This window comes from Carboxylicivirga fragile (assembly GCF_050589805.1).
Classification (GTDB): domain Bacteria; phylum Bacteroidota; class Bacteroidia; order Bacteroidales; family Marinilabiliaceae; genus Carboxylicivirga; species Carboxylicivirga fragile.
In genome coordinates, this window is sequence record NZ_JBNGOY010000015.1 from 21,577 (window position 1) to 47,942 (window position 26,366).

General features: G+C 35.9%; 28 protein-coding genes. 7 read left to right on the forward strand and 21 right to left on the reverse strand.

The window, feature by feature from the left end; translation table 11 throughout:
• Positions 1-9 precede the first annotated feature (9 nt).
• The 21 genes from ACRD7B_RS08415 to murB form a co-directional block, all read right to left on the reverse strand.
• Complete coding sequence (locus ACRD7B_RS08415; protein WP_430824067.1) at positions 10-1,068, reverse strand: glycosyltransferase family 2 protein; 1,059 nt, start codon at positions 1,066-1,068, stop codon at positions 10-12.
• An 89-nt stretch (positions 1,069-1,157) separates the two neighbouring features.
• Entirely contained in the window at positions 1,158-2,108 is a 951-nt protein-coding gene (locus ACRD7B_RS08420; protein WP_430824068.1) for a sulfotransferase family protein, read from the reverse strand.
• 9 nt (positions 2,109-2,117) lie between these two features.
• Entirely contained in the window at positions 2,118-3,425 is a 1,308-nt protein-coding gene (locus tag ACRD7B_RS08425; RefSeq protein WP_430824069.1) for an ABC transporter ATP-binding protein, read from the reverse strand.
• 86 nt (positions 3,426-3,511) lie between these two features.
• Entirely contained in the window at positions 3,512-3,904 is a 393-nt protein-coding gene (locus ACRD7B_RS08430) for a GxxExxY protein (RefSeq protein ID WP_430824070.1), read from the reverse strand.
• A gap of 206 nt (positions 3,905-4,110) precedes the next feature.
• Positions 4,111-4,434 (reverse strand): type II toxin-antitoxin system PemK/MazF family toxin, encoded by a 324-nt coding sequence (locus ACRD7B_RS08435; protein WP_430824071.1) that lies wholly within the window; start codon positions 4,432-4,434, stop codon positions 4,111-4,113.
• Positions 4,431-4,658: a hypothetical protein gene (locus tag ACRD7B_RS08440; RefSeq protein ID WP_430824072.1), complete on the reverse strand. Its 228-nt coding sequence runs from the start codon at positions 4,656-4,658 to the stop codon at positions 4,431-4,433. Before ACRD7B_RS08440 ends, ACRD7B_RS08435 begins: the two co-directional genes overlap by 4 nt.
• 178 nt (positions 4,659-4,836) lie before the next feature.
• A complete protein-coding gene (locus ACRD7B_RS08445; protein WP_430824073.1) occupies positions 4,837-5,682 on the reverse strand; it encodes an ABC transporter permease in 846 nt (281 codons plus the stop codon).
• A gap of 368 nt (positions 5,683-6,050) precedes the next feature.
• On the reverse strand, positions 6,051-6,638 hold the full coding sequence (cysC, locus tag ACRD7B_RS08450) for an adenylyl-sulfate kinase (RefSeq protein ID WP_430824074.1): 588 nt from the start codon (positions 6,636-6,638) through the stop codon (positions 6,051-6,053).
• Positions 6,639-6,911: 273 nt separating this feature from the next.
• Complete coding sequence (locus tag ACRD7B_RS08455; RefSeq protein WP_430824075.1) at positions 6,912-7,880, reverse strand: Gfo/Idh/MocA family protein; 969 nt, start codon at positions 7,878-7,880, stop codon at positions 6,912-6,914.
• A 178-nt stretch (positions 7,881-8,058) separates the two neighbouring features.
• Positions 8,059-8,859: a hypothetical protein gene (locus ACRD7B_RS08460; protein WP_430824076.1), complete on the reverse strand. Its 801-nt coding sequence runs from the start codon at positions 8,857-8,859 to the stop codon at positions 8,059-8,061.
• A 73-nt stretch (positions 8,860-8,932) separates the two neighbouring features.
• On the reverse strand, positions 8,933-9,301 hold the full coding sequence (locus ACRD7B_RS08465; RefSeq protein WP_430824077.1) for a four helix bundle protein: 369 nt from the start codon (positions 9,299-9,301) through the stop codon (positions 8,933-8,935).
• An 89-nt stretch (positions 9,302-9,390) separates the two neighbouring features.
• A complete protein-coding gene (locus ACRD7B_RS08470) occupies positions 9,391-10,368 on the reverse strand; it encodes an NAD-dependent epimerase/dehydratase family protein (protein ID WP_430824079.1) in 978 nt (325 codons plus the stop codon).
• A 38-nt stretch (positions 10,369-10,406) separates the two neighbouring features.
• Positions 10,407-11,021 (reverse strand): Uma2 family endonuclease, encoded by a 615-nt coding sequence (locus ACRD7B_RS08475; protein WP_430824080.1) that lies wholly within the window; start codon positions 11,019-11,021, stop codon positions 10,407-10,409.
• 480 nt (positions 11,022-11,501) lie between these two features.
• On the reverse strand, positions 11,502-12,008 hold the full coding sequence (locus ACRD7B_RS08480) for a UpxY family transcription antiterminator (RefSeq protein ID WP_430824081.1): 507 nt from the start codon (positions 12,006-12,008) through the stop codon (positions 11,502-11,504).
• A gap of 241 nt (positions 12,009-12,249) precedes the next feature.
• A complete protein-coding gene (locus ACRD7B_RS08485; protein ID WP_430824082.1) occupies positions 12,250-13,446 on the reverse strand; it encodes an FprA family A-type flavoprotein in 1,197 nt (398 codons plus the stop codon).
• Positions 13,447-14,321: 875 nt separating this feature from the next.
• Positions 14,322-14,765, reverse strand: a complete 444-nt coding sequence (locus ACRD7B_RS08490) for an SPOR domain-containing protein (RefSeq protein ID WP_430824084.1) — start codon at positions 14,763-14,765, stop codon at positions 14,322-14,324.
• Positions 14,766-14,795: 30 nt separating this feature from the next.
• Positions 14,796-15,419: a hypothetical protein gene (locus tag ACRD7B_RS08495; RefSeq protein WP_430824085.1), complete on the reverse strand. Its 624-nt coding sequence runs from the start codon at positions 15,417-15,419 to the stop codon at positions 14,796-14,798.
• Between the two features lie 42 nt (positions 15,420-15,461).
• On the reverse strand, positions 15,462-16,532 hold the full coding sequence (mltG, locus tag ACRD7B_RS08500; RefSeq protein ID WP_430824086.1) for an endolytic transglycosylase MltG: 1,071 nt from the start codon (positions 16,530-16,532) through the stop codon (positions 15,462-15,464).
• Between the two features lie 35 nt (positions 16,533-16,567).
• Positions 16,568-16,897 carry a helix-turn-helix domain-containing protein gene (locus ACRD7B_RS08505; protein WP_430824087.1) on the reverse strand — a complete coding sequence of 110 codons (330 nt, stop codon included), beginning with the start codon at positions 16,895-16,897 and terminating at the stop codon, positions 16,568-16,570.
• Between the two features lie 2 nt (positions 16,898-16,899).
• A complete protein-coding gene (locus ACRD7B_RS08510) occupies positions 16,900-17,241 on the reverse strand; it encodes a type II toxin-antitoxin system RelE/ParE family toxin (protein ID WP_430824088.1) in 342 nt (113 codons plus the stop codon).
• A 98-nt stretch (positions 17,242-17,339) separates the two neighbouring features.
• Entirely contained in the window at positions 17,340-18,353 is a 1,014-nt protein-coding gene (gene murB, locus ACRD7B_RS08515; protein WP_430824089.1) for a UDP-N-acetylmuramate dehydrogenase, read from the reverse strand.
• Between the two features lie 183 nt (positions 18,354-18,536).
• On the opposite strand from murB, the gene ACRD7B_RS08520 reads away from it, so the two are divergent.
• The 7 genes from ACRD7B_RS08520 to ACRD7B_RS08550 all read left to right on the forward strand — a co-directional run bounded on the left by ACRD7B_RS08520 (position 18,537) and on the right by ACRD7B_RS08550 (position 25,996).
• Positions 18,537-19,445 carry a 1,4-dihydroxy-2-naphthoate polyprenyltransferase gene (locus ACRD7B_RS08520; protein WP_430824090.1) on the forward strand — a complete coding sequence of 303 codons (909 nt, stop codon included), beginning with the start codon at positions 18,537-18,539 and terminating at the stop codon, positions 19,443-19,445.
• Entirely contained in the window at positions 19,446-20,492 is a 1,047-nt protein-coding gene (locus ACRD7B_RS08525; RefSeq protein WP_430824091.1) for an o-succinylbenzoate synthase, read from the forward strand.
• Positions 20,493-20,507: 15 nt separating this feature from the next.
• A complete protein-coding gene (locus tag ACRD7B_RS08530) occupies positions 20,508-21,584 on the forward strand; it encodes an AMP-binding protein (RefSeq protein ID WP_430824092.1) in 1,077 nt (358 codons plus the stop codon).
• A 76-nt stretch (positions 21,585-21,660) separates the two neighbouring features.
• Positions 21,661-23,406: a DUF4091 domain-containing protein gene (locus ACRD7B_RS08535; RefSeq protein WP_430824093.1), complete on the forward strand. Its 1,746-nt coding sequence runs from the start codon at positions 21,661-21,663 to the stop codon at positions 23,404-23,406.
• Positions 23,407-23,456: 50 nt separating this feature from the next.
• Positions 23,457-23,882, forward strand: coding sequence for a UPF0158 family protein (locus ACRD7B_RS08540; RefSeq protein ID WP_430824094.1), 426 nt, complete (start codon positions 23,457-23,459; stop codon positions 23,880-23,882).
• A gap of 246 nt (positions 23,883-24,128) precedes the next feature.
• Positions 24,129-25,310, forward strand: a complete 1,182-nt coding sequence (locus ACRD7B_RS08545; protein WP_430824095.1) for a C1 family peptidase — start codon at positions 24,129-24,131, stop codon at positions 25,308-25,310.
• A 95-nt stretch (positions 25,311-25,405) separates the two neighbouring features.
• A complete protein-coding gene (locus tag ACRD7B_RS08550; protein ID WP_430824097.1) occupies positions 25,406-25,996 on the forward strand; it encodes a cysteine hydrolase family protein in 591 nt (196 codons plus the stop codon).
• Positions 25,997-26,366: the final 370 nt, after the last annotated feature.

Below are 26,366 nucleotides of genomic sequence, written 5' to 3' on the forward strand. Positions count from 1 at the left end.
TTGTTGAAATTATGAAGAACGGATGAATTTATTAATTTTAATGTCTTTTAGAAGATTCTTATATAAATAAATTTTTTTAATGCCTTTGCTTGCCACAAAAGCTTTTTTGAATCTCTTTTGATACAAGTGAGATTTAAATAATTGATAAAAGTAATAATTAAAGAAACTCTTTAAACTTTCCTTTGGAATAGAACTAATTGTATTTATGGGATAATATTTTTGATCCACATTTGAAAGAGATCTCCAAATTTTTTCCTTTTTAATAACTTTAGCATAAGCATAATACATTCCATTTATATCTGATGAAAATTGGGATGCTTCCTTCTCACTTTCAATAGATGTTTTGGAGTTATTGTGCAATCTAAAGATGGCTATAGTTTTGTTAATTTTAACTACCCGTTCCTGTCCATAGGTAAATAGGAAACGATTCCACATGTCAAGATCCATGGCATAATGATAATTTGTATTTACACCCTTAAGAGCTCTTATGCATGGCATGCTGTAAAATAAACCTGGCTGATTAAAGCCACATTCTTGAATAGTTTTATTAATATCTTTATAGATCTTTACTGGTGGAATTGTGTGTTGTGTTTTATCAGTTGTTAAAGCCGTAGTTAAGCCAGATACAACAAGGCATTTATTTTTTATATATTCTTTGGCGATATAAAATAGCGCAAATGGTTGAAGATAATCATCTGAATTTAACCAGTTAAACAAATCACCTGTGCATTTTTTTAGACCTTTATTAATAGCATCACTTTGGCCATTATCTTTTTCCGTAACCCAATAAGTTATATAGTTTTCATATTTTTTTATGATATTAACTGTATCGTCAGTACTACCGCCATCAATTATTATTAGTTCAAGATTTGGATAGTTTTGTAACAATATAGATCTGATTGTTTCCTCAATATATTGTCCTTGATTATAGCTTGGGATAACTATTGATATTTTAGGCCATATAATATCTTGATCATAAAAAGGTAGTTCGACTTTATTATTGTTTGGCCAAACATCTGAACTATTGTTGTTTGAAATTGGAAGCGATAAATTAATTGTTTTAACCATTAAAGATTTAGTCTTTTACTGTTGCCTTATACTGAGAGTTTTTTATCCATCAAAATTGCTAAAAGTATTGTTTACGTTTCGAGTGATGTTTAAAATTTAGTTAGTCGTAATTTTGAGAATATGCGGTATTTTATAATCCTTTTTAACGGTATTTCAGATTCATAAAAGTTCCATTTAGATTGTTTTATAAATTGATCAAATTTCTTCGAAAACCTCTCATTTATTTGATCATACTCTCCATAAGCATTTAAGAAGTCAGAGCCTAGAAAATTAGCATAACCATTAAAAAAATCTTTCCATTTTTTCTCGTTATAAGTTTCTTTCCATAAATCAATATGAGACGAGTTAGGTATTTTATTGGCTATGATTCCTGTAGGATCTCCCATTTTTCCTTTAAACTTAAGGTTATTTGAGTAATTCAGAATTTCTGCATTGTATGGAAGGTTTAGCCATTTATAAAGTTGTTTAGTATGATGTTCTGGATTACTTAATAGTTCCTCATATTGTATCGAAACAACATTTCTATTCTTTTTTTGCTCTATCGTGAATTGATGCAGTAGTTTAGGAGCTACTAAGATATCCCTTTTATGAAATAGTAATTTTTGTAAACTATCTTGATTCCATGTTTTAATAATTGACGATAAAACAGCAAAGGGATTTCGTTTTAGAATAATAATCTTTGCATTAGGAAAATGGTATGTTATTTCATTTAAGATTTCATAATAACGAGGTGTTTTATCTAATATATATGATTCATTTTTAGTTCTAATTTGCTCATATTGATTTAATAAAAAGTTAGATAAGTCATTGTCAAATTTTTCTTTGTTAATTTTAGACTTAAAATCATTAATACCTTCATAAGCTAGCCTACTAGAATATTTTGCCAAACCAAGTTCAGGTTTATTATAGGTGAAGAATGGAAGTAATAGCCAAGGTTCACTAACAGTGGCAACATGATTATTATTAGAAAGCAGGGCTTGTAAAAGGGTAGAGCCAGACCTTGGCTGAGAAACAATAAAAATGAGATTCTTATCGGTCATTATTAATATCTAAATATTGATTACTTGCCAATTGTGTTCTGTAATAAGATAGCTCTTGGTATTGTTTAAGACATTACCAGAATTATAAACATCCTCTGCCTTTATTTCAATATCTGCCACTTTGGTAGGTGGAATAATGAATGTAATATTTGGGAGAGAAACTCCAAAAATCAAATTATATTTTCCACCAGCTAAATTAATATTTGGTATTGTCAGGTTAACTTTTATTAAACCTTTACAATTTCCGCTTGAGTAACCGCTAATAGGTTCTGTTGAAAGGAACAATAAATTTTCTTCTTCCAAGCTTCTAATTCCAGCAATAAATGCTGGATTCTTAATACTTGAATGAAAAAATACCTCGAATGTAAAATTTGCGCTTTGTCCACTTACCAAACTTTTGTTATCATTAATGATAATTTTCTGTAGTTCAACGCCGTACTCTTTAGATTTTAATTCAACTTTCGAGGTGTTTATTTTATTATCGTCTATATACTGCTTTATAATGCCCTCAGTTAGTCCAATATTGGTTAGTAAGCCATTTTTTAAAATAAGGCTTTTCGGACACAGATTTTTAACTGCCGCCATATTATGACTAACAAACAATACCGTTCTACCTTGATTTTGGCTGACATCCTGCATTTTACCTATGGCTTTTTTCTGGAACTCGGCATCGCCTACGGCCAATACTTCGTCTACTACCAGTATTTCGGGCTCCAGATGGGCAGCTATGGCAAAACCCAGGCGCACCGTCATACCGCTAGAGTAGCGTTTGGTGGGGGTGTCGAGGTATTTGGCTACACCGGCAAAGTCTACTATCTCATCTAACTTACGGTCAATCTCCCATTTTCGCATGCCCATGATGGTGCCGTTCATATAGATGTTCTCCCGGCCAGTCATCTCGGGGTGAAAACCGGTGCCTACCTCTAAGAGGGAAGCAAGTCGGCCTTTCACTTTAATGCTGCCAGTTGTGGGGGAGGTGACACGACTAAGGAGTTTTAGCAAAGTGCTCTTGCCAGCTCCATTCTTACCGATGATACCTAATACTTCGCCTTCTTTTACTTCGAGGTTAATATCGCGTAGGGCGGCTACCAATTCGCCTTTCTCGGCTTTCTGGGTGCGATCGTTTACATGGCCTACCTTGGCATAGGGATCGTCCTGGCCGAGGATGTTCATGCGTACGAATCGGTTAAGGTCGTGGCTTAAAGTACCAGTTCCTACTTCACCTAACCTATATATTTTACTAAGGTTTTCTATTTTAATAACAGTATTACTCACTGTACGTTTCTTTTTTTGTCCACGAATTTCACCAATTGTCACTAATTTTTTTCTTTTAATTAGTGAGATTCGCGTAATTAGTGGATAGTTTTTTTCAATTTTATATCTACTAGTCCATTGCAGGTAGACTATAATACAATTCGTTTATACTTCAGCGATTGTTCACCAAAGTTAACAAGTATTCCTAATCTAAGTCTTGTTGCTTTTAAATAGTTCAGAACTTGTGCTTCATGCACACTTTCTAAATAATTAACAGCTTTAAGTTCAATTATTATCTTGTTGTAGCAAATAAAATCTGCTATGTATGATTTCTTCAAAGGTTGTCCTTTATACTCAATGCCAATAGGTACTTCGCGGTTAAAAGGTATGCCTTGACTTGCTAGCTCCATTTCCAATGCTTCAGCATAGACTGCTTCTAAGAAGCCACATCCTAATTGACGATGAACGGTCATGCAGGCTCCGACGATTATATAAGCTTCGTCTTTATATATTAACTCTTGTTGTTTGAGCAGGTCAGGCATATAAATTAATTTATCCACTAATTTAGCTTCGCTGATTTTCAATTCACGAATGGCACTAATTTTCTTTTTTATTATTTGTGTAATTGGTGTAATTCGTGGATCTTAATATTTTATCATGTAAATCCAATAAAAAAGCATGGATTCTTTTACACCGTGTCGATAGGTTACGTTCTGTTTTATGGAAGATGATGATTTCAAAAAACTAACTATGTATCGATTTTAAATAGCTTTATAAGGTGATTATTTAGTACTTTAATTTCAGGAGTTGTCATGTTTCCCAGTCTTCCTAATACTAGTTCATTATTAATGGTAGCAATCTTATTAAGTCTAATTATAGATGTTCTTTTAAGACCATTTGCAGATGATGGTTCTAACTTAATATCTAATTCTGATTGATATTTTAACTGTGTTGTCAGAAAGCATACCGTTACATCGGAGTTGTCATCTACAAGAACTAAGGCAGGACGATTTTTGACACCACTTAAGTCAGTGAATGGAAAGGGAATTAATACAATGTCGCCTTTATTCATTTATATTTTTCCTTTAAATCATTGACCGTATATAAATCCTCTTCATCGTTAAGGTAGTTAAATGCTGAAGAAGAGGATGAAAGTAGTTGTACACCTTCTGAAATGATTGAATCATCTAATTTACTTAACAGATACTCAGCAAAATCACGCACTTCGTCCACCTTTTCGGCCGGAAGTTGATTTAAAGTTTGTATTGTATTTTCTATCAGAGCTTGCTTATTCATAGTTTTCGCTTAATCGCAACAAGATATCAAATGAGGATTGATTTGTCAATTAAATTCACTTATATGTGATTGTTTTTTTGTCCACGAATTTAGCTACGCTGATTTTCAATTCGCGAATTGTCGCTAATTTTTATTCCCAATAATTTAATTCGTTTAATTAGCGTCATTAGCGGATCTTTTACACCGTGTCAATGAAGTTACGTTCTGTTTTATGGAAGATGATGATGCCTAAGAATAAGATGACCGTTGCCACAATCGCACTATAACCAAGACTTGCCCATGAAAAATGACCGGCTCCAAGAAAGGCGTATTTAAAGCCTTCAAGGATAGGGGTGAAGGGGTTTAGCATCAGTATGTCCTTCATTAGGCCTGGCTCTATGGTACTAACCGGATAAATAACTGGTGAAGCGTACATCAATAACTGCACACCAAAGGTTAACAAGAAGGTTAAGTCGCGGTACTTGGTTGTCCAGCTTGTAAAGATGATGCCTGCACCCAAACCAAACATGGCCATTAAAAGAATGTATACTGGCAGTAATGCAATGGTCCAGTTCGGATTAACAGAGCCTTCCTGAGCAAATAGGTAATAACAATAGACCAATAAAAATAAGGTGAACTGTATACCAAATTTAATGAGACCACTTGTGACCTTAGCGAAGGGCATGATTAACCTAGGGAAATAGACCTTTCCAAAAATATTAGCATTTTCAGTAAAGGTTTTGGCTGTTGTGTTAAAGCTCTCTGAGAAATAGTTCCATATGGTTACCCCAGCAAGGTAAAACAATATTTGAGGCGTGCCATCGGTACTGATTTTTGCAATGCGCCCAAATACCATCATCATCATTAGAGATGTTAGTACAGGCTGCACAATAAACCAAATAGGGCCCAGTATAGTTTGTTTGTAAACGGTTATGATATCGCGCTTTACGAACATCTTCAATAAGTCGCGATAGGACCATATTTCTTTAAAGTTGATGTCGAATGCGTGTCGCTTGGGGCGTATTATTAAGTCGTAATCTTTCATTGTTGTCCGCTAATTTAGCTACGCTGATTTTCAATTCACGAATTAACGCGAATTTATTATTGTGTTTTTTGTTTCCCTTTTAGAGCCTTCCGAGTCAAGCTCGGAACAAGTAATCCTGTTTTATCAGGAGTTGCTCCATAGGATGGGCGTGAATGGGTTAAAAAGGAGCGGCTCTTTGGCAAGCTCTTTAAAAATGAGCCGCTCCATAAATTCTTTTCATGAATTGAATCACTTACTGCAATGCCTTCGGCTCGGTGAGTCACAGGGATACACCATTGCAATTAATTGAAACGGTGCAAAAGTAATATTGTTACGTGAATTTATTAACATTATTTAGGTTTACTACTTTCTTCTTTAACCTTGCAACTTTACCACCTTATCTCGGATTTTATATATTGGTATGCTAAGTCAACGCCTTCTTCAATGCTCAACGTGTTAGTATCAACAATTACCTCAGTATTTTCAGGTCGGTCGAATGGTGCATCCAGTCCGGTAAAGTTCTTAATCTCACCAGCCAGGGCTTTTTTATACAAGCCTTTAGGGTCGCGTTGGCTGCATGTTTCAAAAGAGGCATCTACAAATATTTCGATAAAGTCATTGCCAATAATTTCACGCGCCATTTGGCGTATCTCGGTGGTTGGGGAGATAAATGCATTGATGGTAATGATGCCACAGTTCAAAAATAACTTGTTTATCTCTGCTATACGGCGTACGTTTTCGGTACGGTCATCGTCAGTAAAACCAAGATTATTATTAATACCTGTACGTATGTTGTCGCCATCTAATACTTGAGTTAAGTAACCACGTTCTGCTAAACGTCGTTCCAAGCCATGTGCCAGGGTGCTTTTTCCTGAACCAGAGAGGCCAGTTATCCAGATGACTTTAGCTTTTTGCTTGAGATATTGCTCTTTGTCGTCTCGGTTAAGGTAAATGTTTGTTGGGTGTATGTTGTTCATGTTTTGTCCGCTAATTGCGCTAATTATTTTTTTTAAAAGTATCAAGATTGCCCTTCGGCTTCCCTTCAACGTTCCTCAGGGTAAATTTATGTCCACGAATTGTCGCGAATTAAATAATTATATTCCCTTTTAGAGCCTTTCCCGATTCCGATAGCTATCGGGATTATCGGGAGGTGCTCCGCAGGAGCGAGGTAATTGTGCTAGGATGTTCGATGTATTCTTCTATTGTCTAACAGCGAAGCGATCTATTATCTAACAGCAGCTTGCTGCGGTCTAATCTCTATCAAACGGATGCTTTGCTTGTTCCAATTTACAAAGAGGATGATAATCTCCTACAAGCCCAACAGCTTTAGTGTTTCTGATGTTATGTACTATATCAATGGCTTGACGTGTATCACCAATTCCGTAGCCTTCACCTTTTAGTATACTTTCGTAGCTTAGTGTATGCAGGTCGGTAAAACCACCACTGAACTCAATTTCTTCTCCGTCCATTGTTATGGAGCGATAGGTGCGCATACCTTTATCTTTAATAGCCTGTGGAATGGTATCGTAATTAATGGATAAGAACCAGCGCACCCTGGCTTGTTTGAACTCAAGGTAACCTGCTGCCCGGTCGTGGGTATGAACATGTACCGTATTACTTTGAACAGGTCCGAATACCCAGCTTAGCATGTCGTAAAAATGTACGCCTATATTGGTAGCTATACCACCTGACTTACTTATATCCCCTTTCCATGAGGTGTAATACCAATGCCCACGTGATGTTAGGTAAGTCAAGTCAATATCATATATCTTGTCGGGTCCACCTTCTTCAACTTTCTTTTTAAGAGCGATGATACTTGGATGATGCCTTAATTGAAGTATGGTATAAATCTTGTTTTTTGATTCTTCCTCAATCTCTTGTAAGGCATCGATGTTCCAGGGATTTAAAACGATTGGTTTCTCACAAATTACATCAGCACCACTTCTTAATCCAAAGCGAATATGGGAATCGTGTAAGTAATTTGGCGAACAGACTGATACAAAATCTAAAGGTGTATTGGCACGTTTTAGTTTCTCTATATGACGATCGAAACGCTCAAACTCCACAAAAAAGTCAGCATTAGGAAAATAACTGTCCATGATGCCTACTCCGTCATAGGGATCAACGGCAGCTATTAACTGGTTACCTGTTTCTTTGATGGCTTTTAAATGCCTTGGTGCTATGTAGCCTGCTGCGCCTATAAGTGCAAAGTTTTTCATTTTTCTTGTCCGCTAATTGCGCGAATTTTTGCTATTTAATTAGTTTTATTCGCTTGTGTTTTCTCCCCTTTAGGGGTGCTCCGTAGGAGCGGGGTTTTGGAAGTGTGAATGTTGATTTATTGATGAGAGATTAAGGATTATAAATCTCGTTTAATCACTAATCTTTAATCGATAATCCTTAATTGATAATTTTTTTGCAAAACTCCACCTTCAATACCTCGCTATACAATTCCTTGTCGCTCCAGGCATCTTCCCATTCCGGAAAAAGTGCGTTCGTAGCAAACATGTAGGCATCTAGTAATAATAGTTCATTCTTACTCACTAAATATTCGTAGATGGCTGTATGGACTGTCATTAGTTCGAAGGAATGAATGCTGGTGCGCTTATTAAATAGTTTATTGAGGCTTCCTTCTTTTACCAGATTATCCGTGATTAATTCACAAGATTTATTTTCTCTAGCTAAGAGGGTGTCTTTTTCCAATTTAAGGATAACATCTTCTGTCATAATGGATAAATCGTCCTCTATTTGCGCCATAATGCGTTTAGTGGCTAACTCCTTAACATGCATTAATATTAAACGCATATATGTGAAGAAAGGCACTTCAGGATAATCTTGAGCAAGCTTTTTTACTTTCAGCTTCTTTAAATCTTCAATGTCATCCAAGGCATTCAGTAGCTCTTCAATCTTTTCGTCGTGTTCATCACTTTGTGTACCACTCATGCTTTGCGGAATAGTATCGTCATCTACTTCAATTTCAAGGAAGTTCATCATTTGCTGACGTGATTCCATTATTGCTTCCAGTCCAAACTGATTATAAAATAAACGTTTTGATACATAAAGTAATTCTACCGCATTCTCTTCATTACTTTGGTTACCCTCAGCTAATAGTGTTTTAAAACGATCCAGATCTTCGTGGCGTTCTTTTAGTGCTTCGGTGTATATGTATTCTTCGAGTGGAAGGTCTTGGTCGTATTGCATTGCAGATTAATTACTGATTAAGGAGTATTGATGAACGATTAAGGATTATTGATTAAGTATATGGTTGATGATTTTATCGTTTGGGTTGTTGACGTTGGTAATTATATAAGCCTGTTAATTTATGAGATATAGTATCTATTTTATTTTTAAACGCCTCTAATTCTTCAGTGTTTAAATAATTAAGGTCACATGCAATGATTAGTTGGTTCGCTACTTCCATTAAGCTGGTATATGCCATTTCGGTAAAATGACTTTTGTCTTTAGGAGAGAATCTGGAATTACCTTCAGCAATATTGGATGATATTGAGATTGATGCCCGTCTTAGTTGGCTTGTTAGTCCAAATATCTCTTTGTCAGGAAAAGTACTTGTTACTTCATAGATAGCCTTTACCAGTTCTCTTGATAATTGCCATACATCCAATTTTTCAAAGCTAAATTGCATACTTCAAACTTTTATGGTAACGTAATTACTTCCCTAATCCATAATCCTTCATCCTTCCTCCCCAACAACTAACCCTTAACACCTACTGCCTAGCCACTATAATATTTCGTGTACCAATCAATAAAGTGTTTTAATCCTCTGTCTATACTGGTTGCGGGCGTAAAGTTGATACGTTCTTCCAAGTCGGATATGTCGGCATATGTTCTATATACATCACCTTTTTGCATGGGCAAGAACTCTTTAATGGCTTGTTTACCGATGTGCTTCTCCAAGGTGCTGATAAAATCCATTAGTTTCACCGGTTTATTGTTCCCAATGTTAAACAAACGGTATGGTTTTTCTTGTTCCCCATTTTTATCGAAAGGTAAATCGATGAGCTTTTCTATGGCATTAACGATATCGTCGATGTACGTAAAGTCACGCTCCATGTTCCCTTCGTTAAATACTTCAATTTTATCACCCTTAAGAATTTTCTTTGTAAACGAAAAGTACGCCATGTCTGGTCTTCCCCAAGGTCCATAAACCGTGAAGAAGCGTAAACCAGTTATGGGAATATTATATAAATGCGCATAACTATGAGCCATTAATTCATTTGACTTCTTGGTGGCCGCATATAAGGATACCGGTTCATCGGTACGATCGTTGGTACTAAAAGGAATATCATTAGAATTGCCATAAACAGAGCTGGATGAGGCATAAATTAGATGCTTAACCGGATTATTACGACATGCTTCTAGGACATTAATAAAACCAATTAGGTTGCTGTCGATGTATTTGTATGGTTTATCGATGCTATATCTAACACCAGCCTGAGCTGCTAAATTTATGACTGTACTAAATCTTTCATTTTCAAAAAGTACATCTAATGCCTCCTTATCACAAATGTTAATCGTTTTAAAGGAGAAACTTTTGTATTGCTTCAGTTCATTAAGGCGATCAAGCTTTAAACGAACTGGATAATACTCATTCAGCGAATCAATACCCACTACCTCTATACCATTTGATGCAAGTAGTCTACTTAGGTGAAAGCCGATGAAACCAGCTGCGCCTGTAATTAATATTTTCATTTTCGGTGTTAGGTATTGGGTGTTAGGTGTTTTTGATATCACAATCGTTTATATTCTTGCTCTGGTTCCTGCGCTTGGTTAGGAAAAATAGTTGTTAAATTAAGTTCAAAGCCTTCTAAGGTTTGACTTTTTATAATATCACCTTGGGTCAACGGTTTTGAGGGTATGTAATTTCCACTGTTACTTAAAACAAAAACTGTTAATGTTTTTTCATACGGATGAATAATCCAATATTCTTGCACTTTACACCTTTCATATAGATCGTATTTCTCATGTAAATCCTTTTTAGCTGTTAAAGGAGATATGATTTCGACAACTAAATCCGGAGCTCCCAAACAGCCTTTATCATCAATCTTTGCAAGGTCACAAATAATGCTTAGGTCTGGTTGAACTACTGTATGAATGCCATCCTTATCCTTATCAAGACGTACATCAAATGGGGCTGTGAAAACCTTACATGCTTTTCCCTTTAGAAAATTATATATCTCTCCACTCAAGGCTGCTGATACCTCTTGATGAAGTGGAGAAGGGGCAGGTGATATCTTAAATGTTTTACCCATGATTATTTCCACTCTGGCTTTGAATTGCCATGTGAGGTAATCTTTAAAGGTGTATGCCTTATTTAAATCAAGTTGATTAATGTTTGTATACATCGAATGTTATAGCTAATGCTGAAGTATGTATTAGTAGTCCATTTTGTAGCCTGCGCTAAAATTGAGTAAAAGTGTACGAAATATGAATCAATTTTCAATTATGCTTTATGCACATGGATTCATTATTTGAATGTTTACGTCCTTAATCGTTAATCAGTTATCACTTATCGTTATTCGCTTTCTTTAAATTTACACATTTCCAAATTGAGTCATTTCCAAATTAGCACATTGACTTATTTTTCAGGATCGGATTAGTCAACAAGCAGAATCTTCGCTCATTACATAGTTTGGTTCAGAGAACCTTGAATTCCTAATCCTCATCATTAATCTATCATCCTTAATTCATTCTCTATAGTGGCCCTTAATACCCAAGACCTAATACCTACCACCTAATACCTACATTTATTCATAGCTTCGCCTCCTCAGTCACAGTTGGGTGAGTGTGTTGTGTGTTGAATATGTGGCGGTTGTGTTTTGTTATTACGCTTTAGCAATGGATGCTTCGGCTAAATCCACAACCAGTGTATAACCAATATTACTAATGCTTAAAGATAACTTTTTGGTACCTTTAATATCAATTACCTCACCCTTTATACCTTCCAGAGGGCCTGATGTTACAGTAATTAATTGACCTTTTTTAATTGCTTCATTTTCAACCCCAAAATCAAGGTTGCTCTCGATGCAACGTTTCATGGCCTCAATGTCAGAATCGGGTATTGGACATGCTTTACCTTTGTGGGAGACGTAAGCAACAATACTTCTTGCTTCGAAAACACGACGGTAATCACAAGATCGAATTTTAACAAATATATAGGAGCCAATAATAGGTTCTTCCACCCATTTTTTACGATCACTCCATTGCTTCAAGCGTTTTCGTAATGGGAGATAGGCCTCTATATTAAGTGCTTTTAATTGTTCTAATGCTTTTTTCTCGGCACGCGATTTTGTATATAAAGCATACCAAGTATATGAATTCGGTTCGTCCAAAACTTTAATTCTAATTTAAAGGACGAATTTAATAAAAAAATAAGGAATCACAGGCCTTTGAATAGGATCAATGATGCTATGATTTATTACACTTAATGCCTTAATTATTTAGGGACTTCTAATGCCTTAATAATTAACAGGTATGTGTTGTATGTGAATTGGAGAATGGTGAGGTGCGTATATAAAAAATGGAGCACTTATATGAGTACTCCATTTTTTTATTGATATGTAGTAAATGTTTCTATCTTTCTGCTATAAGTTTTTCGGCCATAGCTTTACCAAGCTGCCAACAAGCATCGTATTTGCCTTCCTTAAGTGCATGCTTTTCTTCAACAGCTTCAGCAATAGCCTCCCAATTGAGGTTTTCACCTACAGCATTTAGTTTCTTAACCGAAGCACCTGCCCATGTAAATGAACCTAATACACCAAAGTAGCGGTTTACAACGCCCAAGTGTTGCAATTTCATTACAAAGGCTTCCATGTTAGGGTGTAACTCGTTGCTGTATGTTGGGCTACCTAGTATGATTCCTTTGTATTTGAACACATCAGAGATAATGTGAGAGATGTGTGTTTTGCTAACATCATAAACGCGAACATTCTTGATGCCATATTCGGCCACTGCTCTTGCGGCAACTTCTGCCATTTCTTCTGTGTTTCCATACATCGAAGCATAAGCAACAACAACGCCTTCCTCGCCTTCATAACGACTCCATTGGTCATACATGTCAATCATGCGTGCGATGTTCTCACGATAGATTGGACCGTGTGAGGGAGCAATCATCTTTATATCTAATCCACCCAATTTCTTAAGGGCTTTTTGAACAGGGTTGCCATATTTCCCAACAATATTAGAGTAGTAACGACGCATTTCGTCCACATAGTGTTCGAAATCTAATTCGTCGTCGAAAATACCACCGTCAAGCGTACCGAAGCTACCAAAGGCATCGGATGAAAACAGGATATTGTTACTTTCTTCCATGCATACCATCGATTCTGGCCAGTGTACCATAGGCACCGTATAAAATGTCAATTTGTTTGACCCTAGGTCAATGCTATCACCTTCTTTAACTTCTTTGAAATTGGAGTTAATGCCATAATAACCTTCTATCATTGGCAGTGTTTTCTTATTGCCAACTATTTCCATATCAGGATATAGTTCGGTAAGAATACGAATGGCACCTGAATGATCTGGTTCCATGTGGTTAACCACAAGGTAGTCAACTTTACGCCCCTTTAAAATGGCTCTCACTTTTGCAATCCATTTCTCAAAATGACCAGCCTCAACCGTATCAATAATGGCTACTTTTTCATCATCAATAACGTATGAGTTATACGATACGCCACGATCTAAAGGCCACATGTTTTCAAATAAAGCAGTTCGTCGGTCGTTTACCCCAACGTAGTAGATCTTATCGGAAAGATTAACTTGTTTATACATTATAATCTGGTTTTATCTTTGTCTTTTGTTTATTTCGGTAAATGAATGCGCAAAAATAGAAAAAAGATATGTACTATAAAGAAAAAAAAGATGATATATCGTACTGAAACCATTCTTCCTTTTGATTAAAAGGGGGCGCTTTAAACTGTTGTGGGGAGTTTAAAGTCTGAATTATCTATTGGGTAGTTATTTCCTTTTAATAGAGTTTACATAAACTATAGTGTTAATTTATTAACGTTTGTTTAAAGGATAATAATTTTCCATATTAAGGGGAAAAGTAATGATGTTCAAAAATCCCCTATGGGGATTAATGTGATTAGCCCAGGATGGAATCCAGGGGGAAAGTTAACTAAATACCAACCACAACGTGGTTGAATTGTGATTTTCTCCTTACCTTTTTAGAGGTTTTAATTGAATATGTAAAGAGCCAGCAGGAACATCACAAAGTAAAAACATTCAGAGAGGAATATGCTGAACTATTAAATGAACACAACATAGAATTTAATGAAAAGTTTTTGTTGTGAACAACTTTAATTCAACCACTTTGCGGTTGTAACTTTCAACACTTCTAATTACCCGTACTTCGTACGGGCCTATTTATATTTAATCCTTTTCAGGATTATTTCTCTAAAAGAGTTACGAAAACAAAAGGTTTTATCCTAAAATGCGAGTTTGCCTTATTTTTTATATAACCAGCGTAAAAACTTATTAGTAAAACTCAATTGATATCAAAAGCTCTATATCTCAGTATCAATAGTTCTTATCTGCAAGAATGTCAACTGCTCCATATAAGAAGTTAATTGTATGGGAAATAAGTTAATATAACAAAAAAGCTCTTTGCTTGCGACAAAGAGCTTTAAGGGAAAAAAATCAATCTATTTTTTTCGAATTAATAACCACACATCATTGTATTTCTCATATTTGCTCCGGATGTTACCAATTTTCGTTCTTGATGCTTGTTCTTCGTTGTAGGCAGAAACAGAAACGCGATATAATCCTTTTTCATTTTCAAGAATAACCGGTGTAAAACCTTCTGAGCTTAATTCTTTTTTATAGTTTTTGGCATTGTCTAGTACCTTGAACGAACCAATAATTACGTAGTATTTGAATACCTCGGCATTGGTGTTTTCAACAACGGTTACTTTTTCTTCTTTTACAACAATTTTCTTTGGAACTTCTTTTTTAACGGTTGGTTTGGTTTGCTCACTTAGGTATGGGCTGTCGCTATCGTCGAAACTGGAAGAGCCTTTTTTTAATGAGGCACATGAGCTAAAAATAAATACGGCTAAAATTAAGGTCACTAAGGTTGATAGTTTCATTCTATAAGTTTTTATCGGTGTGTAATGTGTTTATTTGCCAAAATTTAAGGCGTCAATCAATTGCTTTCGGTTGCGAAAATAATGCCAATTTTCAGATGTAGCTACTTCTTTTATGTAATCTTCGAAAATATTATGAAATATGGCTGAAAAAGTAAAGTGTTCAGTTTTCATTATTTTCTCTGAATGAATGGCTTTAATGCGGTCAATATATTTCTTTAGTACTTCATTAATTGCAAGTTCTTGGTGGTATTCTCCATTCTTTATTCCTTTTGTTAGATTGTTGGAGAGATGATCTTCAATAAGACTGAGCTTAAGTTTTAAATGTGTTTTATATAGTTCAGGGTAAAGCTTCTTAACGAATCGATTTTTAAATGGAGAAACCGTTTCGAAGGCATGAAAGATTGAAATGCTAGCTAGGATAATACTGTCGACCGCTCCTTCTTTCTCAAAAACGTTTTTGTCCAATATGGCATTTAACTCTTCGAAATCAAGTTGTAAGAGCCGTTTCGCCAATGCCTCGGGGTGTGGGAATTCTAGTAATAATTCGTTTAATGGCTTGTTGATGCCATGTGCGATTTTGTTTAAGTCCAGTTTGTTTAACTGCGATGAAAAAATAAAGTCACGCACACGTATTAAAGTATTAGGCTCATTCATAGTGCATCGATTTTCTTCCTTAAATGTATAAACTATTTTGAACTATCTGTATATGCGTCGTTTCTGCAAGGCCTTATGGAATTTAGCAGCATTTTGGTTATGTTGCTTAAGTGTAAGTGCAAAATTATGGTAACCCGAAAAATCTTCCTTGGCACACATATACATGTATTTATGCTTACTGTGGTTTAATACGGCTTCTAATCCATTGATGGACGGAATACGTATTGGGCCGGGGGGTAAACCTCCGTATTTATAGGTGTTGTAGGGCGAATCTATTTCAAGATCTTTTTTTAAGACACGTTGGATGCTAAAATCACCCAGCGCATATTTAACAGTGGGGTCGGCCTGAAGTCTTACTTTTTTGTTTAAACGATTAATGTATAAGCCTGCTACCATTGGCTTTTCGTCTGCCTTTATGGTTTCCTCATCAACTATTGCAGCTAAGGCGCTAACTTCTTGAGGTGTCAGCTTGGCTTTCTGAGCAAGTTCTTTTCTTTCTTTGGTCCAGAACTTTTCATATTCCTGATGCATTCGTTTAACAAAACCTTCGGCAGATGTATTCCACCAAAATTCGTAAGTATTGGGTATAAAAAGCCCAAGGCAAGTAGGATTGTTAAATCCGTAATCCATCAGTATGGTTTCGTCCTGGAAGCAATATAGCAGACTGGTGCTGTCAGCTTCGATGTATTTACTTATGACACCTGCGAGCTCTTCTTTGGTTCGAATGTTATTAAAAGTAAGTTTTACGGCTGTCTGATTACCTGAGCGCAATAGGTTTACCAGATCGTTGTTAGACATGTTGTTACGTAACCTGTATTTTCCAGCTTTAATATTAGAGCCGTATTTCTTTTGTTTTGCTACCCATTCAAAGCCATCCGTTTTTATCAGAAAATCACCTTGTTCGAGCAGCTTAATTAAGCCTTTGTAATCTGTTCCTGTGGGGATGTGTAGGAAACCATTTTGACTCTCACTGATGCTTATGTTGGGCGAAAAAATGTAAGCGTAATACTTTCGCCCCATGAAGATACCAACACATAGAAGGATTAATGTTATTAAAAGTAATACCAGTAACTTATTTGAGTTTTTTCGTTGGGTTCGTTGTTTCAAAGGCATAATACTGTTTTTGAATTGTAGATGGCTCAAATTTGCTATACGAGTCCATAATTTTCGTCTAATTTTTCAATAGTGAATTTGATATTTGTTTTTAGTGCTCTAAAAACCTTCAAAACTGTTTCTATTGTTACATTTTTCGTATTTCGTTCAAGTTTGGAAATCTGAGACTTATTAACGCCAACAAGTTCCCCTAACTGTTCTTGGGTTAATTGGCGTTCTTTTCTAACAGATTTGATCATTTCACCAAGTATCTCAACTTTAAGCTCAAACTCATAATCGTCGCGTTCGATAGTACCAACTTTTCCAATATGTTTATCTTTAAGTTCGTCTAAAGTCATCATCTTCATGTTTCTTATCTTATTCATGATTAACGAGTTTTGTTTGTATAGTATTCTTGTCTAGTTCTTTCTGCTTTATCAATTTCCGCTTTTGCGACTTTGTTGGATTTTTTAACAACGCCGTGTGTTGCTATTACTAATGTGTCAATATTATCAGATTTATCCCAGAACGCAAATAGTCGATATTGCAGTGTCATAAACTTAGTTCTGAAATACCAAATCTCACCTTCAAGTTTTTTAAGTAATTTTGGGTCGTTTACGTATTTAGCTTTATCAATATTATAAAGTACTTTGTTCCTTGATTTCTTATCAAGGTTATTCACAAACTTAATAGCTTCATCTAAAAATATAATTTCAAATTTCTGCTTCATATTAAGATTTCATTACTGTACAAAGTTAATGAAAAGTTTCCTTATAATGAAACTTTATAAAGGTGCTAATTATAAATGTAGTACATAAAAAGTTACGTTTAAATAATATTGACTTCTGGTTCCAGAGTAATTGCGAATTTTTCTTCAACATCCATGATGATGTGTTTTGAAAGCTCAATAATTTCTTGAGCTTGCGCCTTTCCTTTGTTAATAATAACCAAGGCTTGATTGTCGTGAACGGCTGCCTGTCCAAGAGATTTTCCTTTCCATCCAGCTTTTTCAATGAGCCAGGCTGCGGGTATTTTTACCTTGTTATTATCCAATAAATAAGAAGGCACTTTGTCATATCTACTAGCTATTGATTCAAATACAACTTGCTCTACAACTGGATTTTTAAAGAATGACCCCGCATTGCCCAAAACTTCCGGTTCAGGTAGTTTGCTTTTCCGAATGGCTGTAATTGTGTTTCGAACTAACTGCAATGTGGGCTTGCCTATACGGTTGATTTCTTCTTTAACAGGTCCATAACTAAGGTTGAAAACTTCTTTTTTCGAAAGTTTGTAAACAACCGAAACAATAACCACCTTATTTTTTAATGCAGACTTAAAAATACTTTGTCTATATGCAAATTGACATTCTTCTTTTGTGTAAGAGAATGGTTTTCCGGTTTCTAAGTGTATTCCTTTTACAGATTCAATACAGTCTTGCACTTCAACGCCATATGCACCGATGTTTTGCACCGGAGATGCACCTACTTTCCCAGGGATGTAGGATAGATTTTCTATACCGTACCAATTATTTTCAACACAGTATTGTACCAAATCATCCCATTCAAAACCAGCACCAACTTCAATCCATACCTCCTCTGTATTCTGATCAAGAATTTCAATCCCTTCAATAAGCGGGTGGATCAGTCGGCCATTATAATCAGATGAAAACAAAAGGTTGCTGCCACCACCAATCACCATGTGTTTTTGAGGATTGCTATTTAAATCATGAATGCATTCAAGTAGTTGTTCTAAAGAGGAGCACACTGCCAACTCCTTAGCATGTACTTCAAGGCCAAATGTGTTATATGGTTTAAGATTGACGTTTTTTAATATCTGCGGCATACATAGTTGGTTTGAGTCGCAAATATATTAAAATATTTAGCAGATGATTGCTTCGCCTTATTGAATAATATGCCTAGGATATGGCGTGCAGTAGTAAAAATGTTAAAAAGCTATGGCAAGCATTTAGGTGATTTTTATTTAAATAATTGTACAATTAATTACTTTTGCTCAAAATGAAGTTTTATGTCTCGCATTAAAGTTTGGTTAACAGCTTTCAGACTAAGAACGCTGCCTTTAGCGTTTTCGTCAATTATTATGGGGAGTTTTGTGGCCTGTTTTTATGATGTTTTTAGTTGGCCTGTATTTATATTAGCCTTGTTAACCACTTTGTTTTTACAAGTTCTATCCAACCTAGCGAACGACTATGGGGATACTGTAAATGGCGCTGATCATGATGGACGTAAAGGGCCGGCGCGAATGGTACAGAGTGGACAGATAAGTTTGTCGAGTATGAAACTAGCCATTGGCGTTTTTGTTGCTTGTTCTTTATTATCAGGAATAGGTCTTGTTTATATTGCTCTGGGAGATGTTTTGAGTATCACCTTTTTATTATTCTTCCTACTGGGAATAGCCGCCATTGGAGCCGCTATTAAATATACCATGGGCAATAACCCCTATGGCTATCGTGGATTGGGGGATTTGTATGTGCTATTATTTTTTGGTGTCGTTGGTGTAGGCGGTACTTTCTTTTTACATGCTTTGGTCTGGGATTGGATGGTAATGCTTCCAGCCTTATCGGTTGGTGCCTTAAGTGCAGGCGTGCTTAATGTAAATAATATGAGGGACCTGGACAGTGACAAAGCAGCTGGTAAACATACCTTAGTGGTGAAGTTTGGTTTGGCCTCAGCAAAGAAATATCACTACACTTTAATTGTTTTGGCTTTTGTGGCCTTGTTTATTTTTCTGATCTTTAATGACGTGGGCTATGGCGCTTATCTGTTTGTTGTTACCATGCCGTTATTTATGATTCATCTCAAGTCCATTCATAGAGCGAAAAAATCAGAAGACTTTGATCCTCAATTGAAGCGTTTGGCCTTATCAACTTTAGTTTTTGTAATGGTTTTTGGGCTTGGATTATTAATACATCTGTAAATGTTAAAAGCTAGTTTTTCTAAACATATATTGAAATTTCGAAAGCCGGGTGGTACCTCTCGAGGTGTATTGTACGAGAAGCCTAGTTGGTATATTAAGTTGGAAGATAAAAAAGGCAATATAGGTATCGGTGAATGTTCTCTTATTCCTGGATTGAGTCCTGACAATATGGATCAAATAGAGTTGCAATTGCAATTGGTTTGTGATCATATCAATGACTTTCGGGAAGATTTTCATGCGCGACTAGTAGATTGGCCTGCTATAAGGTTTGCTTTGGAGATGGCTTTTAAGGGATTGGAAACTGGTAATCCTTATCTATTATACCCGTCACTTTTTACATCCGGATCTGACTCAATTGCAATAAATGGCCTAATATGGATGGGAAGCGTTGATGATATGAATCAACAAATTGAGCAAAAATTAGATCAAGGATTCTCGTGTCTTAAGTTAAAAATAGGCGCACTGGATTTTGAATCTGAAATTGAAGTGCTCAAAAATATAAGAAAACGTTTCTCAAAAGAAGCTTTGGAGCTGCGAGTTGATGCGAATGGTGCTTTTGCGATTGAAGATGCTGGTAATAAATTGAAAGAGCTTGCGCAATTTGATATACATTCGATAGAACAACCCATTCAAGCAGGCCAATGGGAAGCAATGCGCCTATTATGTCGTAATACACCACTGGCAATTGCATTGGATGAGGAATTAATTGCTGTTAATCAATTTGCTAAAAAGAAAGAGTTGCTAGCGCTCATCGAACCGCAGTATATAATATTAAAGCCAAGTTTATTAGGTGGGTGGAAGGCCTCAGAGGAATGGATCGCTATTGCACAGCAATATAATATTGCTTGGTGGGTAACATCGGCATTGGAAGGTAATGTTGGCTTAAATGCCATAGCGCAATGGACCTATACTTTAAAAAACAGGATGCCTCAGGGACTTGGAACTGGTCAGGTTTACACAAATAATGTTCAATCACCGCTATATCTTAAGGGCGATGCTTTGTTTCATCACGCTGAAAAGTCATGGGTCGATCCTTTCAAATTGTAATAAGTTGAGTTCGATATGAAATCCGTACCTCACCATACTGAAGTTAATAGTTTTATCTACAAGGGTAATGTTTTTAATGGCACGCCTGCTATTACTGATTTATGTACAGCTTTTAGAAGTAGTGGTGATGAATGTCTCAGTGATTTAGCTGATTTTCTGCTATGTTGGTTAGATGGTTCAGATTATATCGTTTTGCAGACATCTGGTAGTACCGGTCGTCCTAAGCAAATTAAGGTTAGCAAAAAAGCAATGCTTGTGTCTGCCCAAAAAACTTTGCATTTCTTTAATTTGCAGCACGGTGATAAAGCGCTTTTGTGTTTATCGCCAAAATATATTGCAGGAAAGATGATGGTGCTTCGTTCTATGTTGGGCCGACTAAATCTTCTATATTATGGCTTGTCATCAAATCCATTGAGAAACCTGAACGAGTCCATTGATTTTGTGGCCATGGTTCCTGCGCAAGCTCAAGAAGTTTATTTGGAAACAAAAGCTAAGTTTGATTTAATAACTCAGTTAATCATTGGAGGCGCTGCGGTGGGACAAGAATTGAAATCAAACCTAGCTACACTGCAAACTAAATGCTGGGAAACATACGGCATGACAGAAACAGTTTCACATATCGCTTTGAGAACGATTAGTGATGAGGGAAATAATGGATTTAATCCATTGCCGGGAGTTGATATTAGTATCAATGAGGATCGATGTTTGTTAATTGATGCGCCTGATTTGCTAGAGAAGCCATTAGTGACGAATGACTTGGTGGATATTAGTGATGATGGACAGTTTCATTTATTGGGTCGGATTGATAATGTAATAAATACGGGTGGGGTAAAGGTTGTGTCAGAGCAGATTGAAAATACTTTAAGCGCTTTTATAAAAGAACGGATTGCTGTTGTTGGATTGCCTGATATTAAATGGGGTCAAAGAGTGGTATTGGTAATTGAGGGAGATCATTATGAATTTGATGAGTCTATTTTTGATGATTTAAAGAAATATGAAAAGCCTAAAGAAATCATTTTCTTAAAATCATTTCCTATATCAGCTACTGGAAAAATAAAACGATCTGAAATTAAAGAATTACTTTCACAATAGTTTTTGGGCTTGTAGAATGCTCAAAATGCTATATTTGTTATTTCAATAGAGTTTATAATATTTAAATTTTCTTGCAATGAATTGGTTCATTCGCACTATTCTATTTTTGTTTTTAGCTATCCAATTTGCTTGTATTAATCAACGCCCTGATGTTGATTGTGAGACATATGCCGAAGCAAATAATCCAGATACTTTTGTTGACCCACTATGGGCAAAGACGGGTAGAGGTTTGCATGCTTCCATAGCCTCAACTAACATGCGTTACAAAAGTAATCGCGTGCCAATGGAGGTGGTTACCAAAGAAAAGCATTTTACGGCTTGGCGTGGTGAGCGTGTATCATCCCAAATTGTGCTGTGGTCTGTAAGTGATATTAAACAGGTGGAGTGCGAGTGGTCTGCGATTGTTTCGGAGCATGGTGATACCATAGCTGCTGAGAATTTACAGACTCGTTTTATCAGGTATGTGTTGTCTGATAATTACGGTGAAGGCTGTGGGAGTAGAGATAAGAGTGCAGGTAATGTTAGTTTGAGGGGCGACCTTCTTGAAGAACTGCCTGGTATGCAATTAGCGGCTAATACTGTTCGCCCAATGTGGTTAAATATTGATGTACCCAGAGATGTTACACCGGGTATATATCGTACATCACTGTTTATTTATTCACATAAAAATTCGCCACAAGAATTAAGGTTTACAATGGAGGTATTGGAACATACCTTACCTGAGCCGTCTGATTGGAATTTTCATTTGAACCTTAAGCAAGATCCATTGGCGATTGCAGATTGGCATAGAGTTGAGGCATGGAGCGAAGAACACTTCGAGCAGATGAGACCATATTACGCTTTGCTTGCTCTGGCTGGACAAAAAGGTGTGTCGTGCGATTTGTTTGAAACCTTATCAAAAGATACTAGGAATGGGCAAAAGGCACTTGTGAGTTGCAAGCAGTTAAAGAATGGGAAATGGCAGTTTAATTATAGTAATTTCGAGCAGTGGATTGAATACATGAATGAAATAGGGATTGATGCTTATATTAATGTTTTTTCACTTTATCCCAAGAGTGGTGTTTTAAATTACTACTCGGAGTTAACTACTGCCATAGAGTCCATTAACCTCGATACCTCGAAGTTAACAGATGGTTGGCTGCACGCCTTTATGAAAGATTTTGCTGGATACTTAAAGCAAAAAGCGTGGTTCGATAAAACGAGCTTGGTTATTGAAGATACGCGCAATGAGCATTTGAATTTGATTGTAGCAGCTAATACTGAAACGGAAGCCAACTTTAGTCTAAATCTTGCAGCCTATAAATACCATCCCGAAGCATTGGATTATGTCAACCATATTGCCATGTCGCCTCAATACATATTAGTTGATGATATTATTAAAGAAAGACGTTCGGTAAATAAGAAAACCAGTTTGGTGATTACTTGTGAAAATGAGCGACCTAATTTATTTACTTTCTCTGAGCCTGCTGAGGCTAGTTGGTTAGCATGGTATGCTGCATTGCACGGTTTAGACGGCTTGTATTACGAGAGTTTCAATGTATGGGAAGAAGAACCTTATATTGATTCGCGAACAGATAGTAAACCGGCTGGTGCAGATTATCTGATTTATCCGGGTGCCAAAAGTTCCATTCGCTTTGAACGTTTGATTGAAGGTATTCAGGACTATGAAAAGATTCGTCTATTGAGCAAAGGTTTTAATCCTGATCAGAAAGGTGAATTGAATGATGTGTTATCTCGCTTTAGTTTATCAGGAATTAATACTGAACCAGCTCATGTAACTGTTGATCGTGCCCGCTTAGTGCTTGAGAATTTAGCTAAGTAATGTAAAGAGTGGCTTCTATTGTTTAGTTGGCACAAAAAAAATACGTATCAATGAGACCCTCACAAAAGAACATTAAAGAAATAGCTGAAAATCTAGAATGTGGGATGATTTGCTATTTTAATGTAAAAACCGGAGAATTAAAGACAATCATAAACTCAGACAGTTGGGAACTCGCAGAGGAAGAAGCGTGGGAAGAGGATATAAATGAAATTGAAGAAAATCAAGACGCCTACATTGAATTTCATGGAATGAGTTCTCATGAGTCGTTTAATTTAATGGTTGACTTTACGGACATGATTGATGACTTGAAACTTAAAGAAAGATTAATAAAAGGACTCAATAAGCCTAAACCATTTAGAAATTTTAAATGGGAAATTGACAATTCAGGAGAATACCGACAGCAATGGTTTGACTTTAAAAGTTCGAGGTATATTAGCTATGTTCAAGACCAAATCGAGTTGGAATCATTTGAATAAAGACTATATGCCAGTTTCCAATAAACTGTATAAAGTATACGGAAGATAATTGAATATGAAAGTTTCAAGCAGTTTGAAAAAGTTTTTAGACAGACTTCTGTTGGTGGTATTAAAGGTAGAAGAGCTCAAATTCTGATAGTGTTTTAATCTTTTTTAACAGTAAGCTGCATGTGCTAGTTTCATTATATGAACTATGTCATGTGTGGTCTGTCAAGTCTTTTATTTATTTGTAAAAAACAATACGTTATGAAGATATTATTTACATTTTTTGTGGCATTTCTTGCTATGGCAAGTATTGCTCAAGATAAAACTGAAGGTTATCAGTTTGAAACGGTTTACGATTTAGAGGCTACATGTGTAAAAGATCAGCACCGCTCGGGTACTTGTTGGAGCTTTTCAGCATTAGGTTTCTTCGAGTCAGAAATGATACGTTTGGGAAAGAATCCAGCAGATTTATCTGAAATGTTCGTTGTTCGTCACTGTTATGCTGATAAAGCTGTTAAATATGTGCGTTTACATGGATCTTTAAATTTTGGACCAGGTGGAGCATTTCAGGATGCTGTATATGTAATGAAGAACTATGGTATGGTTCCAGAATCAGTTTATTCAGGTTTGAATTATGGTGAAGAGAATCATGTTCATGGAGAAATGGATGAGGTTCTTAAAAGCTATGTAGATGGTGTTATAAAGAATAAAAATAAGAAACTGTCTCCTGCATGGAAGAATGGTTTTGATGGTATTTTAGATGCTTATTTAGGAGAGTTGCCTGAGTCTTTTGAAGTAGATGGAAAAACATTTACACCTCAAACTTATTTAGAAGAAGAGACTGGATTAAATCCTGATAATTACATTCAGGTGTCGTCTTATACGCATCATCCAATGTATTCGCAATTTGTGATCGAAGTACCAGATAACTGGTTATGGGGAGAGGTTTATAATGTAGCTCTTGATGATTTAATGGCTATTTTTGAGAACTCATTGAAGAACGGATATACCATTGGATGGGCTGCTGATGTTAGCGAAAAAGGTTTCTCTTATCGCAATGGAGTTGCAATTGTTCCCGAAAGTGATGCTAAAGAAATGGCTGATTCTGAGCAATCAAAATGGGAAGCTATGACACCTGCTGAGCGTAACAAAAAACTTTACAGCTTTGATGGACCAGTAAAGGAAAAGGTTATTACACCAGAGCTTCGTCAAGAGGCATTCGATAACTACCAGACAACGGATGACCATGGCATGCAAATAACTGGTATTTCAAAGGATCAAGAAGGTAATACTTATTTCAAAGTGAAGAACTCTTGGAATACAGGTAACAAGTATGACGGTTATTTTTATGCATCTGAGGCATTTGTAAAATATAAAACAATGTCTATCATGATTCATAAAGATGCTTTACCAAAAGCACTTAAAAAGAAATTGGGTCTTTAAGTAAGGATCGTAAAATATAATTGAAAAGGGTGGCGGTAGTCACCCTTTTTTGTTACCTTAAAGTTTCAATTAATGAAATTCTACAAACTCTGGATATGATTAATAAAATATTACTGGTACTATTTCTTTGTATTGCAGGATTTAGTGTACAAGCGCAAAAGGAAAGCTCAAACACAGCTTTAATATTAATAGACATTCAAGATTTTTATTTTCCAGATGGAGCTGCCGAATTAAGTGAACCTATTCCGGCTGCTGAAAAGGCTCAAGCCATTTTAAAACATTTCAGAAAGGAAGGTTTGCTGGTCGTTCATGTGAAACACAAAGCAAAGGCGGGAGCCGGTATTTATGAATTAGTAAAACCAATAGGGGATGAGTTAGTTATTGAGAAGACAGAGGTAAATGCATTTAATGGCACCAATTTAAATGAGGTACTAAAAGCAAATGGTATCGAAAACCTGGTTGTGCTTGGTATGCAAACGCATATGTGTGTTGAGGGGGCTGTAAGAGGCGCTTATGATTTAGGTTATAAGCTTGCATTAGTTGAAGATGCATGTGCAACAAGGGATCTTGTTTTTAACGATATGACGATAGAAGCCCAAGAGGTACATTTATCAACTTTGGCGACTTTGAAGAGTTATGCTAATGTTATTAATTCGGAAGATTTTTTCAAAAAATTTCCATTTTAAAAAAAAAGTGTCATATTTGTAGAAAATGTTAAAATGTGTAAACAAAAGTATATGCTTGCACGTTTAAAGAAGTAAGTTGGTTAGAATTACTTTGCTGAGTTAAAAAAGTTTAAATCAAACGGATTAAACAAACTTTATTAATTCACTTCAGTATAAAGATTTATGAAGCTTTCTTCATAAGTTAGGGTTAAGGTTAGGTTGAAGAAGGAATGTTCGAAATGTCGAACATTCCTCTTTTTTTTGTCCTAAATTGAACAATACTTATAAAATACTGTTTTAGTAGTAAATAAGTTTATTTCATAGATTTGGATTTTGAGTTAGGGTTAGATGAAAAAAGAGAAGTATCAAACGATGCTTCTCTTTTTTTTTT

What these genes read in the sequence shown, in the direction of transcription:
- ACRD7B_RS08545 (WP_430824095.1), top strand. Translation starts at nt 24,129, where the DNA reads ATGAAGATATTATTTACATTTTTTGTGGCATTTCTTGCTATGGCAAGT.
- ACRD7B_RS08535 (WP_430824093.1), top strand. Translation starts at nt 21,661, where the DNA reads ATGAATTGGTTCATTCGCACTATTCTATTTTTGTTTTTAGCTATCCAA.
- ACRD7B_RS08420 (WP_430824068.1), bottom strand. Translation starts at nt 2,108, where the DNA reads ATGACCGATAAGAATCTCATTTTTATTGTTTCTCAGCCAAGGTCTGGC.
- ACRD7B_RS08415 (WP_430824067.1), bottom strand. Translation starts at nt 1,068, where the DNA reads ATGGTTAAAACAATTAATTTATCGCTTCCAATTTCAAACAACAATAGT.
- ACRD7B_RS08460 (WP_430824076.1), bottom strand. Translation starts at nt 8,859, where the DNA reads ATGCAATACGACCAAGACCTTCCACTCGAAGAATACATATACACCGAA.
- ACRD7B_RS08510 (WP_430824088.1), bottom strand. Translation starts at nt 17,241, where the DNA reads ATGAAGCAGAAATTTGAAATTATATTTTTAGATGAAGCTATTAAGTTT.
- ACRD7B_RS08550 (WP_430824097.1), top strand. Translation starts at nt 25,406, where the DNA reads ATGATTAATAAAATATTACTGGTACTATTTCTTTGTATTGCAGGATTT.
- ACRD7B_RS08490 (WP_430824084.1), bottom strand. Translation starts at nt 14,765, where the DNA reads ATGAAACTATCAACCTTAGTGACCTTAATTTTAGCCGTATTTATTTTT.
- ACRD7B_RS08430 (WP_430824070.1), bottom strand. Translation starts at nt 3,904, where the DNA reads ATGCCTGACCTGCTCAAACAACAAGAGTTAATATATAAAGACGAAGCT.
- ACRD7B_RS08470 (WP_430824079.1), bottom strand. Translation starts at nt 10,368, where the DNA reads ATGAAAATATTAATTACAGGCGCAGCTGGTTTCATCGGCTTTCACCTA.
- ACRD7B_RS08435 (WP_430824071.1), bottom strand. Translation starts at nt 4,434, where the DNA reads ATGAATAAAGGCGACATTGTATTAATTCCCTTTCCATTCACTGACTTA.
- ACRD7B_RS08495 (WP_430824085.1), bottom strand. Translation starts at nt 15,419, where the DNA reads ATGAATGAGCCTAATACTTTAATACGTGTGCGTGACTTTATTTTTTCA.
- ACRD7B_RS08505 (WP_430824087.1), bottom strand. Translation starts at nt 16,897, where the DNA reads ATGAATAAGATAAGAAACATGAAGATGATGACTTTAGACGAACTTAAA.
- ACRD7B_RS08455 (WP_430824075.1), bottom strand. Translation starts at nt 7,880, where the DNA reads ATGAAAAACTTTGCACTTATAGGCGCAGCAGGCTACATAGCACCAAGG.
- ACRD7B_RS08440 (WP_430824072.1), bottom strand. Translation starts at nt 4,658, where the DNA reads ATGAATAAGCAAGCTCTGATAGAAAATACAATACAAACTTTAAATCAA.
- cysC (WP_430824074.1), bottom strand. Translation starts at nt 6,638, where the DNA reads ATGAACAACATACACCCAACAAACATTTACCTTAACCGAGACGACAAA.
- ACRD7B_RS08445 (WP_430824073.1), bottom strand. Translation starts at nt 5,682, where the DNA reads ATGAAAGATTACGACTTAATAATACGCCCCAAGCGACACGCATTCGAC.
- ACRD7B_RS08465 (WP_430824077.1), bottom strand. Translation starts at nt 9,301, where the DNA reads ATGCAATTTAGCTTTGAAAAATTGGATGTATGGCAATTATCAAGAGAA.
- ACRD7B_RS08485 (WP_430824082.1), bottom strand. Translation starts at nt 13,446, where the DNA reads ATGTATAAACAAGTTAATCTTTCCGATAAGATCTACTACGTTGGGGTA.
- ACRD7B_RS08520 (WP_430824090.1), top strand. Translation starts at nt 18,537, where the DNA reads ATGTCTCGCATTAAAGTTTGGTTAACAGCTTTCAGACTAAGAACGCTG.
- ACRD7B_RS08540 (WP_430824094.1), top strand. Translation starts at nt 23,457, where the DNA reads ATGAGACCCTCACAAAAGAACATTAAAGAAATAGCTGAAAATCTAGAA.
- ACRD7B_RS08475 (WP_430824080.1), bottom strand. Translation starts at nt 11,021, where the DNA reads ATGTATACAAACATTAATCAACTTGATTTAAATAAGGCATACACCTTT.
- mltG (WP_430824086.1), bottom strand. Translation starts at nt 16,532, where the DNA reads ATGCCTTTGAAACAACGAACCCAACGAAAAAACTCAAATAAGTTACTG.
- murB (WP_430824089.1), bottom strand. Translation starts at nt 18,353, where the DNA reads ATGCCGCAGATATTAAAAAACGTCAATCTTAAACCATATAACACATTT.
- ACRD7B_RS08525 (WP_430824091.1), top strand. Translation starts at nt 19,446, where the DNA reads ATGTTAAAAGCTAGTTTTTCTAAACATATATTGAAATTTCGAAAGCCG.
- ACRD7B_RS08530 (WP_430824092.1), top strand. Translation starts at nt 20,508, where the DNA reads ATGAAATCCGTACCTCACCATACTGAAGTTAATAGTTTTATCTACAAG.